The organism is Kineothrix alysoides, assembly GCF_000732725.1.
Taxonomy (GTDB): domain Bacteria; phylum Bacillota; class Clostridia; order Lachnospirales; family Lachnospiraceae; genus Kineothrix; species Kineothrix alysoides.
This window is the reverse complement of sequence record NZ_JPNB01000001.1, coordinates 840,101-857,960: the sequence shown is the minus strand read 5'-3', so window position 1 is coordinate 857,960 and position 17,860 is coordinate 840,101. Positions and strand designations below refer to the sequence as shown.

The window sequence follows — 17,860 nt, the reverse complement described above, 5'->3', positions numbered from 1 at the left end:
TCCCGTTTTCGGCAACTTCTTCTCAACACCTCCCTATATAAACCCCTTTTACTTACGCTGCACTACTCTTCCCTTATCAGCTCCTTTTTCAAACGCTTCATAATCTTTTTCTCCAGCCTTGATATGTACGATTGTGATATCCCTAATAGCGTAGCCACCTCCTTCTGCGTCATTTCCTGGCCGTCCGGCGTTCCTAGTCCGAACCTGAGATTAATAATTGTTTTTTCTCTGTCCGATAATTTATTTATAGCTTTCAGCAAAAGCTTTCTTTCCACTTCATTCTCAATGTCCCGGTATATCACATCTTCATCCGTTCCTAAAATGTCGGACAAGAGAAGCTCGTTCCCGTCCCAGTCCACATTCAACGGTTCGTCAATGGACACCTCTAACTTCGTCTTATTATTTCTTCTCAGATACATTAAGATTTCGTTCTCGATACATCTGGAAGCATAGGTTGCCAGTTTGATGTTCTTTTCCGGGTTAAATGTATTAATGGATTTTATCAGCCCTATCGTCCCTATGGAAATCAAATCCTCCACTCCGACTCCGGTATTATCGAATTTCTTCGCGATATATACTACCAACCTTAAATTGTGTTCTATGAGAATAGACTTCGCCTCGTCCTCATATTCCGTTCCAAGGTCGCTGATAATTTCATTTTCCTTCTGGGCTTCCAACGGCGGAGGCAGCACCTCCGTTCCTCCTATATAGTGAATATCCCCTTGCTTTGTCATGAAAAAATTAGGTTCCCGCCTGATGATTTTGAACTGAACCTTCCCTGGTATTGCCACTTTAAAAACCATTTATTTTCCTCCTAGTCTTCTGATTAACCAATGCTGCCCCGCTTTTCCGGGCGCCTCGTCGCATAAATCCGGATGCAATATCATTTGATATTTTCCGTTTGCGGATATTTTCGTCCTGCTGATACCCACAATCACTTTCTGCCATCGTATATTCCCCTTTTCACCTTCCACAATTATTTCCGGTATTTCATATCCCTCCAACATACCGTTCTCTTTCCCTACACTGTGATATGGTATCAACTTAAATTTCTCCGGTACCATTACTGCGTCAAGCTGCTTAAGAACCTTCTCCTCTATGATAGAGACAGGCTTGCCGCTGACCGGCTCCTTTAAGCTGTTTCCGGTATCGGAAAGGGCCTTTACTACAACCTCATCTCCATACCCCAATAGTCTTACCGCATAAATATGATCTGCTTTTCTTTTTTTCATCTGAGCAATCCACCAAGCCCCCGCTTCATAACCGAGCAGCCCGATTCCCAATATGCACCAGATGCTTTCCTGCCTTTTATGTAAGAATGGAATGCCGGAGAACAGATACTTCATAAGCCCTCCGAACAAAAAAGCGTACACGAGCATATATCCGGTACAACGCAGTATTTCATTTACCTGCTTTGTCTTAAAGATAACTGCGGTCATTATCATATTGATCGCAAATGGCCCTATAAACCTTTTTATGAATGCAGGTATCCCCGGCATCAGCAAAAGCAGACAAAACAAACCGGCTCCCGCAAAACTTACACAACCTACCCGAATGCGCGTGGCAGTACGCTTCAAGGTTTTGGCGGCAAGCATATAAAAATAAAGGTTCATAACAAAGCTTATAAGAAACAAGCTATCAATATTTATTTCATAAACATACATATCTCTTAGCCCTTTGCAGTCACCTCCGTCATTACCATTTGAGGGAGTTTCCGTGGTTACTGTTCAACCTTCTTTGTCCCCTCCGACTTAAACATTATATAAAGTATTGTCCGGTTTTTTTGTCAAAAGGGCGCTGATAATCCATGCTATTTACCGCATATAACGACACTTTCCACTGCACTTTCCTATTACAGAAAAAACGGCCTTGTAATCATAAAGATTCAAGGCCGCCGCATTCTCATTCATTATCCAGTTGTAACAACTTGTCCAAATCAGCATTCTAATCTGGTAATTTTAAAAATAAACACTTCCTATTTTCTCTGAAGAAAATCAGGAATCTTAAGAGTCTTTTCTTCCACCGAACTTCTGATGTCACCCGGCTTATTAATCCCGGAAATCGTCTTTAAAGGAGTTGCTGACGGAGTGATATTAGGCACGATGCTCCCTCCCGGATTCAAGCTTCCGGTAGCCATCGTTCCCGCGCTGTGAACGCTTTTACCTTGTAAAGAGGAAGGCGTAATATATCCCGGCTTATATGTACTAAAAGCAGCCGTCTTTGCTCCAACATCCTCGAGGCCTGTAGCAATAACGGTAATCGTGCAGGAATCTCCCTTATTCGCATCATACATCGCACCGAAGATAATGTTCACTTCTTCTCCTGCCAGCTCCTGTACATAACTTGCCGCATCAGAAGCATCCGCAAGGGTAATATCGCCGGAAACATTGATGATAACATGGGTCGCACCGGAAATCGTTGTCTCGAGCAGCGGGCTTTCCACCGCCATCTTGACAGCCTCGCTGGCCTTGTCGTCTCCCTTTCCATATCCGATACCGATATGAGCTATTCCTTTCTCCTTCATAACAGTCTGCACGTCCGCAAAATCAAGATTGATAACTGCAGGAACGTTAATGAGATCGGTAATTCCCTGTACTGCCTGCTGCAATACTTCATCCGCCTTCTTAAGGGCATCCGGCATGGTTGTCCTTCTGTCAACAATTTCTAATAATTTATCATTCGGAATAACGATAAGCGTGTCCACATTATCCTTAATTCTCTCAATACCGTTCAGCGCGTTTACCATACGTGCCTTCGCTTCAAAACGGAAGGGCTTCGTTACGACGCCGACAGTAAGAATACCCATATCCTTCGCAATCTTAGCTACAACGGGCGCAGCACCGGTTCCAGTTCCGCCTCCCATACCGCACGTAACGAATACCATATCGGCTCCTTTAATCGCCGCAGTCACTTCTTCTTCACTCTCCTGCGCCGCCTTCTCACCAATCTCCGGCTTCGCTCCCGCACCGAGACCCTTCGTAAGCTTCTCACCGATTTGCAGAAGCTTAGGAGCCTTGCATAACTGCAAAGCCTGCTTGTCCGTGTTAATTCCTATGAATTCCACTCCGTCAATATTCTCATCAATCATTCTATTTACAGCATTATTGCCCGCACCGCCGACTCCTACTACTATAATCTTCGCTGCAGCCTCAGCATCGTTTGTCTTAATCTCAAGCAAGGTGGTTCCTCCTTCATCATTCCCAATTAAACTCCTACATGTTATCATATAATTATTTTTCTAAATTAGCAACCCATTTTTCGTTTTTTTTGCTTTTAAACGTTACAATTCGGCCTATCAGCAAAACTGTAATTGTTAATTCTTCTCGTCAGGATCAAAAGTTATGTTTTTCGTGTCCTCTGTATAATTTTCCATCGGAAGTATTCCCTTCTTACCTTCCAGCTCCGGCAGGATATACTGTAGCTTCATTATTTTCTCATCCATATCCTCTCCCGTACCTAAAGTGACCTTTACCCCTCCGAAAAACAATGTAATATTGTAAGAAGTATCGAAATATATCTTATCGGCCGTCAGACTGTACTTTTCAAGAAGTTGAGTAATACTCAGTATTTGTTTGAATATCGCATCGTTTTCCACCGGAAGCGGCTCATTGAGTATGACATAGTCAAAGCTCAGCCCTGTCACCTGCGGTACCCCCGCGGTCCTTACTTGCGAGCTTTCCGCCACAATCCCGTCTTTATCAAAATACATATACTGCCCGAGATATTCCACATATCCGGCAAACGCTTTTTCGTACACATTAATTCTAATCGTATTCGGCGACAGAATATTTACATCCATCTTCTCCACAAAAGGAACTCCCCCTACCCCCTTATCCTTATATCTCATAGCCAGATACAGTGAATTATTTCCGTATCTTCCCTTCATTACCATGTCCATTACTTCTTCGTTGGTATAATGTACATTACCATCCACATACACGGTAGTTACTGTATAAGTGGTAGTAATATAATAATATCCTGCAAACAGCAATGCTGCCATCACAAATATGGATATTCCTATAATTACCAGACTTTTATGCTGTGCCAGCCAGTCATCGTCTCTCTCGTACCTCTTTGCCGGCGTTTCCACCGGCAAATCTCCATTTTTAACGAGGCGCAGGTTCGTATTGCGCGGTTTTCTCGAAGAGTAACTTTCCATCAGAACCCTGCTCGAGTCAACTTTTTTACTGCTGATGCTTTTCGGATAATCGGCTTTCAAATTACTGCCGCTTTTCGCACCGCTTTTCTTCGAACTCCCGGTCTTTACGCTTCCAGTCTTTGAACTGCTGTTCTTCGGCTTACTGCCCTTCGAGACGCCAGCCTTCGTTTTGCTGTTCTTTGTATCGCCCGTCTTCGAAGCACTGCCTTTCAAACTGCCGCCATTCGAACTGGCGCCCGGCTTAGCTGCACTTTTCCCACCGCTGCCGGACAGTATCTTTTTATCCCTATTCTGTTTTTTTCCCTTATCCTTATTTTGACTCATTTATTTTACCTGATGTTTATATCTGCCCCCAGATTTCTAAGGTCCCTGCAAATATCCTCATAACCTCTTTCGATAAAATGTCTGTTTTTTATAACAGTCTCCCCTTCGGCTTCGAGGCCGGCTACTACAAGCGCCGCTCCGCCCCGCAGTTCTTCCGCTTCCACAACGGCCCCTTTGAGCCGCTCTATTCCGCTTATGTAAGCTTTGTTTTTCTCCGTCCGAATGTCCGCCCCCATTTTCCTGAGCTCATCCACGATACGGAACCGGTTTTCAAATATGGTCTCCTCAAGCACACTGTCTCCGTGCGCCACTGCCATTGCCGCCATTATGGGCGACTGCAAATCGGTAGGAAATCCGTCGTACACCTCAGTTTTAAGGTATGGTATCGCTTCCAGCCTTCGAATCACATCAATTCCCACACCGCCCTTGTTGATTGTGATAGTGCCGCCCATCTGCGCGGCAGGTTTCAACAAGGCTTTCATATGTTCTGACGGAGCCTTTTCCAAAAAAATGCTTCCGCCGGCAGCCAGTGCTCCAATAAGATAAGTACCCGCTACAATGCGGTCACCCGGTACCGTATACCTCGTCTCTCTAAGCTCCTTCACTCCCTTTATGACTACCGTCTGCTCCCCGGCTCCCTCTATATCGGCCCCCGCAGCTCTTAAAAATTCGCATAGTGCCGTTATCTCCGGTTCCTTCGCCGCACCCCGTATCGTTGTCGTTCCTTCTGCCAGAACCGCCGCTAATATAATGTTCTCCGTGGCACCCACACTGGGAAAAGGAAGCGTGTAGTCCATAGCTTTCAGCCTGCCTACCTTTGCCGTAAAGAAATGCTCCTGCTCCATTATTTCCACGCCCATTTCCTTAAGCGCAGAAAGATGCAGGTCGATAGGCCGCTTGCCGATGACACATCCGCCGGGATAGGCCATGAACACTTCACCGATTCTTCCCAGCATAGCTCCTAAAAGCATTACGGAGGAGCGCATGCTGCTTACGGATTCCCCCGACATCGCGCTGTCAATGACATTCGAAGCATCTATCGTTACCGTATTCTCAGACCATGTTACCAAACAGCCCAATTCCTGAAGCAGATTCTGCATCAGATATACGTCCGCAATCCGCGGACAGTTTTTTATCACACAAGTGCCTTTTATTAAAAGTGCAGCCGCCATAATTGGAAGCACGGCATTTTTAGAGCCTTGTATCTTTACCTCACCACGTAAAAAATTTCCACCATACATATGAATAGAATCCAATGATTCACCTTCTAAATCAGATTTTATGAATATGACCTATTCTATATATATGGTACTTCCTCAAAAACGTATCTTGTACTTCCCCTTCGCACCTATGCCCATGTCCTTCTTACAAATCTTTCAGACGAATTCCCTTCGCAACGCTAAGGACCAAACCTATTTCTATCATTAAAAATAATACGGAGGAACCGCCGTAACTGATAAACGGCAGCGATATACCCGTACTGGGAATCGTGTTAGTTACAACCGCAATATTTAAAATAACCTGAATCGCAATATGCCCGAGAACACCTACTACAAGAAGGGCTCCGAACAAATCCGGCGCATTATTGGCAATCACCATGAATCTCCATATTAAAAGCAGAAACATAATAATAATAGCTATCGCTCCAAAAAGCCCCAATTCCTCGCAGATAATCGAAAAAATCATATCATTTTGGGCCTCCGGAAGAAAACCGAGCTTCTGCATACTTTGCCCCAGTCCTTTCCCGAGAATTCCTCCCGAACCAATGGCGTAAAGCGCTTGCAATGTCTGAAAGCCTTTCCCGCTGGCGTATGCCTCCGGGTCCAGCCATGCCAGTATACGCTCTCCACGGAAGTTCAAGCCGTCGGAGGAGGCTGCATTTACTACGGCAAATATGAGCACCGCAACAGCCGCGACACCGCCAAGGCCAAGCAATATAAATTTCTTATATTCGGGGCTTGCCACGAACAGCATGAGCGCCGCAATTCCGAATACAATGATGGCGGAACTCAGATTGTTAGTAATCTGCCAAATCATCAAGCAAATTGGCAGCGGCACGGCGAGCACTGTAAAAAATCCCTTCGTCGTTCTTATCCCTCTTCCCATACGGCAGACGAGACTGGCCAGAAATAAAATCATGCCCAGCTTCGCCACTTCGGCAGGCTGTAATGTAAAGCCGCCTATTCGAATCCATCTCGTCGCTCCGTTTGCCGAATACTGAATGCCTGGAACTAATACGAGCGGTATCATTACGCCGGAGCCTATGTAACCGAGAGTCGCGAATCGCTCCCAAAAGTGATAAGGAATATTTGCTACCACTATCATTGCCGCAAGCCCTATCACAGTGGCTATTACCTGTTTTTTAAGATAAAAGGTGGAGTCGCCGAACTGAAGATTTGACTCATAGGAGCTGGTCGAATAAATCATAATCAACCCGAACCCGAGCAAAAACAGCACAATAAATAACAGGCTGTAATCAAAAAAGTTTTCCGATTGCTTTTTCCGTTGTCTTCCTACTCTTCTTTCCGCCACGAAATGTCCTACTCCTTCCTTCTCTTATTTATAAAGGTCTTTAAAATAACAGCTCAGGCTGAACCGCAACTCTTTAAAGACTGTTCACATAATCCTTGAACATATTTCCACGCACCTCATAATTGGAGAACATTCCCCAACTGGCGCATGCCGGAGACAATAACACCGCATCTCCTGCTTCTGCTTCTCTCGTGCATACCTTCAGCGCCTCGTCAAAGCTATTCGCACGGATAATGTTTCCTATACCATGTTTTACGGCACACTTCTCTATCTTATCCGCTGTCTGCCCGATCAGTACAAAACACTTTACCTTTCCGTCGAAGGCTTCGATCCATTCGTCATATTCGCTATGCTTATCGTAACCGCCGCCAATCAATACGGTAGGTTTAGACATTGCTCTGATTCCCTGAATTGCAGCGTCCGGATTGGTGCCCTTGGAATCATTGTAATAGTCCACCCCATTTTTCGTGGCAACGAACTCTATTCTATGCGCTACCGCCTTAAAGTGCTTTACCGTACTTAAAATATTTTCGAGAGGTACCTGTATGCTCAATGCGATGGCAATGGCTGCCATTACGTTTTCCACATTGCACAACCCTACCAGATTCATATCGTGCACAGTCATAATCTTCCTTCTGTCATCCTGCGCATCGCCGATACCTGCTATATATATATCTTCTCCTTCCAGATAAATTCCTCTTTCCAGCTTCCTCGCAGAGGAAAAAAAGATGACCTGAGCCGGACATACGCTGCCAAAATTTTTGGTATATTCATTTTCATAATTCAATACGCATACATCGTCCTTCGTCTGGTTCCCGGCGATTCTTTCCTTTACCGCCGCATAATTTTCCATCGTATAATGTCTATCCAAGTGGTCCGGCGTAACATTGAGTATGGCTGATACCTGAGGCTTGAAGGTATGTGTGGTCTCCAGCTGGAAACTGCTGATTTCCGCTACTGTTATGGTGTCCTCTTTTGTCTCCGAAGCTATTTCTGTATAGGGATTGCCAATATTTCCAACGATGTAAACAGATTCGTAATATTCTTCCATAATCTGGCCTACCAAAGATGTGGTAGTGGTCTTGCCATTGGTTCCCGTAATTGCAATCAACTTTCCCTTAGCATAGGTATAGGCCAATTCTATTTCTCCCCATACTGGAATCCCTCTTTCCCGAAAGCCTTCTATGAAAGCCGTATCCGCAGGGACGCCGGGGCTTGGTACCACCAAGACAATTTCTTCCTCCAGTTCCTTCGGCAGGCTGCCAATTACTATCTCTGCATTTATTCCCTCAGGAAGCTTGTTTCGTATCACCGCTTCCTCCAACTTTTTATTTTCATCGTATAAGACCGGTGCCGCTCCTGCAAAGTCAAGAAGCTTCACTGCCCCGATTCCGCTGATTCCCGTTCCTATTACCAATACTTTCTTACCATGTAAATCCATGAAACATTTCCTCTTTTCCCGACAGTCTTTATATGCCCATAAATGCGATTAAGCAAAGCATGGCGGTCAAGATAGAAAATACCGCAACGACTCTCGTCTCCGACCATCCGCATAACTCAAAATGATGATGAATGGGCGCCATCTTAAAGAAACGCTTTCCTCCGCTCATCTTGAAATAACCCACCTGAATGATGACGGAAGCCACCTCTACTGCATAAATGAGCGCCACGATAGGTATGAACAAGGGCATTTGCAGCATATACGCCGTTGCTGCCACAAAGCCGCCAAGCGCAAGTGAACCCGTATCTCCCATAAACACACTTGCCGGATATACATTAAATAGGAGGAAGCCTAAAAGTGCTCCCACTACCGCACAGGTAATCGGCTCCACACCGCTGGCAGTACCTACCGCTACCACCGTGAAAAAGGTTGCTATCATCACCGTAACGCTGCTTGCCAGACCGTCCAGACCGTCCGTAAAATTTGCACCGTTCACTGTTGCTATCACGATAAAGAACAAAATTGGCATATTCAATATGCCCATATCCAAAAATTTACCCTGCACGAATGGTATCCGCATCGCTAAAGAAATGCCCGCGTTATGCGTCAGATAGTAGGCAAATATTCCCGTTACCAATAGCTGTCCCAACATTTTCTGCCACGCCCGCAGTCCCATGGAGCGTTTTAAAACGACCTTGATGTAATCGTCCAGAAAACCAATCAGTCCGAAGCCCAAGGTAGAAAAAAGAATAGGCATGATCTTCGGATAGTCATTCATGTAAATCATGGAAGTCGCAACAATACTGATTAAGATAAGGATTCCCCCCATAGTAGGGGTTCCTGATTTTTTAAGGTGTGTCTGGGGACCATCGTCCCTGACTGTCTGCCCTGCTTTTAGTTTTTTTAAAAAAGGTATAATAAAAGGTCCTAATACCACACTTATTATAAAAGATATTACAACAGATATAATAACCGTATGATTCATTTTACTTCCAATCCTTTCCTCGAGTCATCCTTTGTCATTATAATCCATTCTTTCCAAATAAGGAAGAATATTTTCAAAAAGCTGCCGTACGATAGGCGCCGCTATCTGGCCTCCATAATACATACCCTGCGGATTATTAATAATCGCCACAGCTAACACCTGCGGGTCATCGGCAGGCGCAAAGCCCAGGAAGGAGGAAATATACTTCCCGCTTCCCCTTGGAAGCGTCTGGCTGGTGGCCGTTTTTCCGCCCACCCGGTACCCTTCCACATAGCCGTTTTTACCGCTTCCGTTTTCCACCACCTGCTCTAACAAATACCGCATGGTTTCCGATGTCTCGGCAGAGACGATATTCTGCTTTACCGGATATTTCAAAGTATCTATCGTTTCTCCCTGCGCATCCACCACTTTTACTCCAAAATGAGGCGTTACTCTGTTTCCCCCGTTTATAATCGCGGAAGCAGTTGTCGCAAGCTGTATCGGTGTAATCTGGAACGACTGCCCGAAGGATATCGTCGCAAGCTCCACTTCTCCTATGTTCTCTTTCTTATGCATGATGGTGGCCGCTTCTCCCGGTAAATCCACTCCGGTTTTTGTCAGCAGCCCAAATTTTTTAAAGTAATCATAATACCGGTCAACACCTATTCTGAGCCCTACGGTGACAAATACCGGATTACAGGAGTTCATAATGCCATGCACAAAATCTTCCGCCCCGTGCCCTCCCACTTTGTGACACCTTATTTTTCTGTCCTCCACCACGATAAAACCGGGGCAGCTGAACTGATCGCTAACACTTACCGCCTTGGATTCCAGCCCCGCAGCAGCCGTTACTATTTTGAAGGTGGAACCCGGCTCATAGGTATCGTTGATACATCCGTTTCTCCACATCTGATTCAGCGCATTTTGCTTCTCTTTCTCGTTTGCCGGCTCCAAACCTCCCTCCGGCAAGGTATAGGGGTCGTTTAAGTTGAATTCCGGCACGTTTACCATCGCCATGATTTCCCCGTTCTGAGGATTCATGACAAGAATGGATACGCTGTCCGCCTGCTTGGTCTCCATGGCCTGATAAGCCAGCTGTGTCGCATAGCTTTGAATGTTCACATCCAAACTTACGTACAAGTCGTTTCCGTTTATCGGCTCCACTCTTTCTTCGCCCGCCTCGGCAATCTCCACGCCTTTGGCGTCTGTCACCGTAAGAATGGTTCCCTCTTTTCCTTTTAAATATTCTTCATATATGACTTCCAGACCGATGATTCCCTGATTGTCTCCGCCGGTAAATCCCAGTACCTTGGAAGCAAGTGAATCGTAAGGATAATATCTTTTATAGTCCTCATCCACCTTTACCCCATCCAAATCGTACTCTCTTATCCTGTCACCGGTCTCCTTATCAACATTACTTTTGATTTTTTCGATAGAGGAATATTTCTTCACTCTCTTTGTGACATATTCTTCCGAGAGGCCAAGCTCCTTGGATAGTACCGAAACTACAGTCTCCGGCTGGGTGATCTGGTTATGGATAACGGATATTGTACATACCGTACGGTTATCCGCTAACACTGTTCCCGTAGCCTCTATGATCCGTCCTCTGGCCGCCTTAATATTCCGCTCCCTTTCATGCAGATTCTTTGCCTGCTCCATGTAATATTCCGATTGAAATACCATAAGATATACGAGCCGCCCTCCAAGGAGCAGAAACGCCAGAACACATGCGAAAAAAGTGACCACTATCTTTTTGCGTATATACGTTTTGTTCTTCGATAACATATGTATCAGTAACCTCATAAAAAGGTGTTACTACAATCTATTATTCCTTTTATGAGGTTATTCTACTTTTCGTATTCTTCGGTATGTTTAGAAGGGATTGCCGTCGTCCTGAGAACTGCCCGAGCCGCTTGTACCATTGGCCCCCGTCCTTCCGGCAGGCGTTGAATTCTCGCCTGTCACGCTGTGTCCCGTTTCCGGATCAACCAGTTCTCCCGTTTCCGGATCTATGGCATATCCCGTTTGCGGATCGATAGGAAAGGTCTTCCATACTTCCGTATAATCATTCCCTTCCTCACCATTCTGAGCCTGCGCTTTGCCCGTGCCGTCTTCTGCTCCTGATGTCCCGCCCGATGCATCCCCTTGTGCACCATCTGCTGTCTGAGAGTCTTCGTCTGTCGTCTCAGGTGCTACGGGCGTGGTTATTTCTATTTGAAGCGCTTCTAATTCGGCACGTTCATCGTCCGACAGTTCCTCAGTCATAAAGATTCCCTTATAAGGAAGCACCTCCGTAAGAATCTTTCTTACAATTCTTGTGGCATACTTCGCATCGTCCTGATAGGTCACATTAGGTCTGTCTACTACTACATAAATTGCAATCTGCGGGTCATTCGCAGGCGCGTATCCCATAAAGGATACGACATATTCGTTATTACCACGGGGCAGCGTCTCCGCAGTTCCCGTCTTTCCGCCGATCATATATCCTGCCGGACGCGCCGTTTTACCGGTGCCGTTCTCTCCCGATACGACAAGGTTGCAATCTTCTTTAATAATTTCGGAGGTGGACTCTGAAACCGTCTGCTTCAAGATTCTCGGTTCGATATTCTGCACCGTAGCTCCGCTGGGGCTGACAATCTTACTTACCATATGGGGCTCATAATAATTGCCTCCGTTGATCAAGGAGCAAAAGCCTGCAATCATCTGTATCATAGTTACGTTAAAACCTTGTCCGAAGGAGTTGGTAGCCAATTCTGTAGGTCCTAAGGAATTTTTATCATATACGAGGCTGGCAGTTCTGGATTCTCCCGCCAAATCAATATTCGTCTTCAGTCCGAAATTAAATATATGCTGATAATCGATATAGGTATCTTTTCCGGTAGCCATATTCACATACATCATAACAACGTTACAAGAGCGCTCCACCCCCTGCGCCACGGTGAGAGGGCCGTCTCCGTATATATTATGGCATTTTATCTTATAGTCTCCTACTTCCAGAAACCCATTGCACGTATATGTCTCGTTGCCGGTAATACTCCCCGAATCGATTCCCGCTGCCACCGTGAAGGGCTTGGCTACGGAACCCGGCTCATACGTATCATTGATGCAGAAATTTCTCCAAAGCGCGTTAAAATTCTGATCCAGTTGTTCCGTCCCTTCCATGGCCGCAAGGTTTTCGGCTGTAATATATTCTCCGGTCTTATTCCCCAACTCATCCACCATGGGCATTCCTATCAAATCCTCGGAATTCTTCGTATTATTTAAATCGAACACCGGATAGCTCGCCATGGCGAGGATTTCTCCGGTATTTACATCCATAATAATACAGCCCGTATTGTTACTTCCATTTCGCTCCAGGTGGTTGTTTTTATATTGGTCATCAAATTCTTTCAAATACTTTTCCACGATGCTCTGGATATTGGCATCTATGGTAGTTACAATGGAATTGCCGTCCACCGCTGCAATCGTCGTTCTCTCCAATGCAGCATCCCCGTTCAAATAGCCGTATTCCCGTCCAGGCGTTCCGCTGAGCACATCATTATAATATTGCTCCAGACCATAGAGTCCCTGATTGTCGCTGGTCGTAAAGCCTATCGCATCGCTCGCCAGCGTATTGTTCGGATATTTTCTCTTATATTCTTCCTCAAACCAGATTCCCTTTATATTTGTGCCCTGTTCCTTATCCACCTCCAATGCCTTAAAGCCGCTGATTTCTTCATAAGTCATCTGCTTCTTCAATACATAATAGGAAGATTCGGGATGTGAAGCGAGGCGTTCCCTGATGACAGAACCGTCGATTCCAAGCTCAGACTGTACCGCCGCAATGGTGGGCTCCACTGCCTTCTCATCATCCAGCATAATTTTCGCATCCAAAATAACATTGTAGACTTTTTCACTGACCGCTAGTTTCGTCCCCTTGCTATCCAGTATATCTCCGCGCCTGAAGGGTATCGTCTTACTGTCATATTCCTGCTGCGACAACACCTGTTTCTTATATTTCTCGCCGTTCTCCTTATTGATTACCACGAGTCTGGCGCTCAACCCTACAAAAGCCAGCAATACTAAAACAAATAGCACTGCCAGCTTTTTCTGCATTCCGGTTGTAAATCTGTTCGTTCTTCCTCGTTTATCTCTACTCAATCCAATCCCTGCCTTACTCCGGAATATCTGCGACCTGCTTTACATAATCGCTTGCCTCTCCGGAAAATGTTACGATCTGCCCTTCCTCCGCATATTTCATGCCCAACTCCTGAATGGCAATCCGCTTCACTTCCTCCATATCGATGCTGCTCGTGATTCTGCTGTATTCCTCATCGTTGTCGAGTTTTAAATTATTCAATTCCCTTTCCAGCCTGGAAACATTTTTAATACTGTTCGTAAGCTCTGCCTGCAGTCCTATATAGCCCGTCAAAATAAAGCCTGCCGCTACGACTGCACATGCTAAAAAGAGCACATAACCAAAGCTCATATGATATGCTTTCTCGCGGTTCTTTCTCGCGGTATTGCTTATCTGCTTCTTCGGCTCTCTCGGCGCGTATATTTTTTCATCCGGTTTTCTTACCGTGCTGCCTTGTACATAAGCATTTCTTCCCTGTTGTGTATGCACTTGCTGTCTTGTACCTGCACTGCGCACTCTGCCCTTATACTGTGCCATAGCATCCTACCCTTACCCTCTTAATTAATTTACTTGTAACTGTCCGGTACCTTCCTATTATTAAAGTCCATCTTCTCTTATTTGAGAGTCTGGCTTCTCTCGAATACACGAAGCTTCGCGCTTTTCGAGCGCTTATTTTCCGCCAATTCATCCTCCCCGGGCAATATCGGCTTCCTAGTAATTACCTTTCCTTTCGATTTATTCCCGCATACGCACACCGGGAAATCCGGCGGGCATGTGCATGGATTCTCATTTCTTCTGAAATAAGACTTTACGATTCTATCCTCCAATGAGTGAAAGGTTATAATACAAAGCCGCCCTTCCGGCTTCAGGAGCTGGATAAATGCATCTATCGACTCCTCTAAAACCTCTAGTTCTCTATTGCAGGCAATTCTAATTGCCTGGAAGGTCTTCTTGGAGGGATGCCCCCCGTCTGTCTCATCTTCGCGGGAATCGCTGCCTTTATAATCTCGTTCAGTTCCCCGGTAGTCTCTATGGGCTTGTCCTGTCTGGCCCTCACGATATGCTTCGCTATATTCTTCGCGAATTTGTCCTCGCCATAATCTCTTATAATGCGAAACAACTCAGTCTCCGAATATCCGCCTACAATATCTCTGGCGCTGACGGATTGTCTCGTGTCCATTCTCATATCCAGTTTCGTATCATACTTATAGGAAAATCCTCTCTCCAGCTCGTCCAATTGATAAGAGGAAACTCCTAAATCCAACAGTATACCGTCTACACCTTCTATTCCCATTTCCTTCAGTACTTGAGGTGCATTCCGGTAATTACTCCTTATGATAGTGACTTTGTCCCTATAGGGGGAAAGTCTCTCTTCTGCTGCCTTAATGGCCGCCTCGTCCTGATCGATTCCGATAAGCCTGCCGCCCTGCGTAAGCCTTCCCGCTATTTCAAAGGAATGTCCGCCGCCGCCCAGCGTGCCATCAACATAAATTCCTGTACCTTTTATATTCAAGTTATCGATTGTTTCCTGTAATAAAACGGAGGCATGCTTAAATTCCATTCTTTTTCCTCCTGATTTCTATATGCCCAGCCCTAGCTGTGCCATATGCTCGGCAATGCTTTCCATATCCTCGTAAGCGGATTCGCCTTCCCATCTTTCCTTGCTCCATATTTCAATTCTGCTGGCTACTCCGATAAGAACGACATCTTTATTAATACCTGCAAAATCTTTAAGTACTGACGGGACCAATATTCTTCCCTGCTTGTCCACCTCCACACTGGCTGCTCCGGCAAGAAAGAAACGGACAAAGGTTCGCGCATCCTTGTTCGTTAACGGGAGTCCTCTAAGCTTCTCTTCGAATACAGTCCATTCCTTGTTATCGTACACAAATAAACAGCCATCCAACCCCTTCGTAACAACAAACTCTTCACCGAGAGTTTCACGGAATTTTGAAGGAATGATCAGCCGGTTTTTTGCATCGATTGTATGGTTGTATTCTCCCATAAACATAACGCTCACCTGCCAATGTCATTTCAAAAGCGGTCTGCCACCTTCTAGTGTGTTGTGCTGCCACTTTCTACCACTTCACACCACTTCTTACCACTTTTAATCTGATTTTATACTAATTATTAATATTTGACAAGCTACTTTTAAGATTTTTTAATAAAAAATGCACTTTTTAGTTCCCTAAAAAGTGCATTTTTTCGGCATTTTCAACATATTGTGTGAACAAACGTTCCCAATACCAGATATAGTTTTTATTTTATAAAAGAAAAATTATACATTAAAACGGAATAAAATTACATCTCCATCCTTTACTACATACTCCTTGCCTTCCATTCCTACAAGCCCTTTTTCCCTTGCGGCAGAAAGCGAACCTTGTTCTAACAGGTCTTTATAATTTACCACCTCGGCCTTAATGAAGCCTCTTTCGAAATCTGTATGAATCTTTCCCGCGGCCTGAGGCGCTTTCGTTCCGATCTTAATGGTCCATGCCCTTGTCTCGTCTTCACCTGACGTTAAGAAGCTGTGCAGGCCCAGAATATGGTAGCTGGCTTTGATCAACTTTTCAAGCCCTGATTCCTTAAGTCCCAGATCTTCTAAGAACATAACCTTTTCGTCCTCGTCCAGCTCCGCAATTTCCTGCTCTATCTGAGCACAGATCACGAATACCTCACTGCCGTTTTTCGCTGCGAATTCCCTTACCTCCAAAACTCCCTGATTATCTGCTCCATCATTTGCCAAATCCTCTTCCGACACATTGGCTGCGAAGATGACCGGCTTATAGGTAAGAAGATTATAAGAAGCAAGCAGATTCAGTTCGTCTTCATCTTCTGTCTCGAAGCTGCCGGCCGGCTTGCCCTCTTCCAAGTGGGCTTTGATTTTTTCTAAGAGCGAAGCTTCCTTGGCAAGTGTCTTATCCATTCTCGCGCCCTTACCCGCTTTCGCCATTCTTCTGTCCAGAATCTCCATATCTGAGAAAATCAGCTCTAAATTTATGGTTTCAATATCCCTTAAAGGATTGACGTTTCCATCCACATGGACTACGTTGGAATCCTCAAAGCACCTTACTACATGTACGACAGCATCCACTTCCCTGATGTTGCTTAAGAACTGATTGCCCAGTCCCTCTCCTTTGGAGGCCCCCTTTACCAGGCCTGCAATATCCACGAACTCAATAACAGCAGGGGTAACCTTCTTGGACTTATACATATCTCCTAATAATTTCAGCCTTTCATCCGGCACCGACACAATGCCGATATTCGGATCGATTGTACAAAAAGGGTAGTTTGCGGACTCCGCTCCCGCCTTTGTCAACGAATTAAATAAGGTACTCTTTCCCACATTGGGAAGACCCACGATTCCTAGTTTCATCTTTCCTTTATCTCCTTTTGAAGTTTCTCAGTATCTCTTTTGTTCCCGCAGTTCTTCATACAACATTTTATAATTATGGTATCTGACAGAACTTATCCTGCCTTCTTCCAATGCTTCCTTCACCTTACAATCCGGCTCATTGATATGCACGCAGCCGGCAAATCTGCAGCCTTCTTCATATTTTTCGAATTCCGGATAGTAGTCTTTCAGCTCCTCCTTCTCCATATCGAACAGCTGCAGCGACGTAAATCCCGGAGTATCCATGATATACGTATTTCTATGCAGAGCAATAATTTCCGAGTGTCTGGTCGTATGCTTTCCTCGTTCTATCTTCCTGCTAATATCTCCGATTTCCATATTCGCTTTTGGATTCAGCCTGTTTATGATAGAAGACTTGCCCACACCGCTGGGACCTGCCATCGCCGTCGTCTTGCCCTCAAGCAGACATTTAAGCTCTTTCAGACCTTGTCTTTTTCTGGCGCTGGCAAACAGCACTCGATAGCCGCAGCTCTCATAAGCCCGCCGCAGCTCCTGTTTTTCTTTTTTTGTAGCAATATCCTGCTTATTAAAACAAATAACGCTGTTAAGCCCTTGCTTCTCCATCATAATGAGAAACCGGTCCAAAAGATTGAAATTAGGCTCCGGCTTCACAATCGCAAAAATTACCAGCGCCTGATCGATATTCGCCACCGCAGGCCGTATCAGCTCGTTACGACGAGGTAATATCTGCGCGATATTACCTAACTGTTCCGCTTCGTCCAAAACGTCCATGAGCACATCATCGCCAACTAACGGCTTTATATTATCCTTACGGAATACTCCCTTCGCCTTGCACTCGTATATTTTGCCTCTTGTGTCCGCCTCATCCTGCACATACACATAATAAAATCCGGCAATGCCCTTAATAATTTTTCCTTGTATACTATGCATACTCTTCTTTCCTTAGG

14 protein-coding genes and 1 pseudogene are annotated in these 17,860 nt (G+C 45.2%); all 15 read right to left on the bottom strand.

What is annotated here, in order from left to right:
- Positions 1–62: 62 nt before the first annotated feature.
- On the bottom strand, positions 63–803 hold the full coding sequence (sigE, locus tag CC90_RS0104105) for an RNA polymerase sporulation sigma factor SigE (protein ID WP_031389552.1): 741 nt from the start codon (positions 801–803) through the stop codon (positions 63–65).
- Positions 804–1,664 (bottom strand): sigma-E processing peptidase SpoIIGA, encoded by an 861-nt coding sequence (locus CC90_RS0104100; protein ID WP_031389551.1) that lies wholly within the window; start codon positions 1,662–1,664, stop codon positions 804–806. It abuts the gene before it with no gap.
- Between the two features lie 311 nt (positions 1,665–1,975).
- Positions 1,976–3,178: a cell division protein FtsZ gene (gene ftsZ / locus CC90_RS0104095; RefSeq protein WP_031389550.1), complete on the bottom strand. Its 1,203-nt coding sequence runs from the start codon at positions 3,176–3,178 to the stop codon at positions 1,976–1,978.
- A 135-nt stretch (positions 3,179–3,313) separates the two neighbouring features.
- Positions 3,314–4,483 carry a cell division protein FtsQ/DivIB gene (locus CC90_RS0104090; RefSeq protein ID WP_108702607.1) on the bottom strand — a complete coding sequence of 390 codons (1,170 nt, stop codon included), beginning with the start codon at positions 4,481–4,483 and terminating at the stop codon, positions 3,314–3,316.
- A 5-nt stretch (positions 4,484–4,488) separates the two neighbouring features.
- Positions 4,489–5,739, bottom strand: coding sequence for a UDP-N-acetylglucosamine 1-carboxyvinyltransferase (gene murA, locus CC90_RS0104085; protein ID WP_198528772.1), 1,251 nt, complete (start codon positions 5,737–5,739; stop codon positions 4,489–4,491).
- A 109-nt stretch (positions 5,740–5,848) separates the two neighbouring features.
- Positions 5,849–7,015, bottom strand: a complete 1,167-nt coding sequence (locus tag CC90_RS0104080) for an FtsW/RodA/SpoVE family cell cycle protein (RefSeq protein ID WP_031389547.1) — start codon at positions 7,013–7,015, stop codon at positions 5,849–5,851.
- A gap of 73 nt (positions 7,016–7,088) precedes the next feature.
- Entirely contained in the window at positions 7,089–8,456 is a 1,368-nt protein-coding gene (gene murD / locus CC90_RS0104075; RefSeq protein WP_031389546.1) for a UDP-N-acetylmuramoyl-L-alanine--D-glutamate ligase, read from the bottom strand.
- A gap of 28 nt (positions 8,457–8,484) precedes the next feature.
- A complete protein-coding gene (gene mraY / locus CC90_RS0104070; protein WP_031389545.1) occupies positions 8,485–9,441 on the bottom strand; it encodes a phospho-N-acetylmuramoyl-pentapeptide-transferase in 957 nt (318 codons plus the stop codon).
- Between the two features lie 24 nt (positions 9,442–9,465).
- Entirely contained in the window at positions 9,466–11,205 is a 1,740-nt protein-coding gene (locus tag CC90_RS0104065) for a peptidoglycan D,D-transpeptidase FtsI family protein (RefSeq protein WP_031389544.1), read from the bottom strand.
- Positions 11,206–11,292: 87 nt separating this feature from the next.
- Positions 11,293–13,560 (bottom strand): penicillin-binding transpeptidase domain-containing protein, encoded by a 2,268-nt coding sequence (locus CC90_RS0104060; protein WP_242843239.1) that lies wholly within the window; start codon positions 13,558–13,560, stop codon positions 11,293–11,295.
- A gap of 13 nt (positions 13,561–13,573) precedes the next feature.
- On the bottom strand, positions 13,574–14,074 hold the full coding sequence (locus CC90_RS0104055) for an FtsB/FtsL family cell division protein (RefSeq protein ID WP_031389542.1): 501 nt from the start codon (positions 14,072–14,074) through the stop codon (positions 13,574–13,576).
- Positions 14,075–14,151: 77 nt separating this feature from the next.
- Positions 14,152–15,098: pseudogene (gene rsmH, locus CC90_RS22080) on the bottom strand (16S rRNA (cytosine(1402)-N(4))-methyltransferase RsmH).
- 18 nt (positions 15,099–15,116) lie between these two features.
- On the bottom strand, positions 15,117–15,548 hold the full coding sequence (mraZ, locus tag CC90_RS0104045; protein ID WP_031389541.1) for a division/cell wall cluster transcriptional repressor MraZ: 432 nt from the start codon (positions 15,546–15,548) through the stop codon (positions 15,117–15,119).
- A gap of 267 nt (positions 15,549–15,815) precedes the next feature.
- Positions 15,816–16,913: a redox-regulated ATPase YchF gene (gene ychF / locus CC90_RS0104040; protein ID WP_031389540.1), complete on the bottom strand. Its 1,098-nt coding sequence runs from the start codon at positions 16,911–16,913 to the stop codon at positions 15,816–15,818.
- Positions 16,914–16,940: 27 nt separating this feature from the next.
- Entirely contained in the window at positions 16,941–17,834 is an 894-nt protein-coding gene (gene rsgA, locus CC90_RS0104035; protein ID WP_031389539.1) for a ribosome small subunit-dependent GTPase A, read from the bottom strand.
- Positions 17,835–17,860 lie beyond the last annotated feature (26 nt).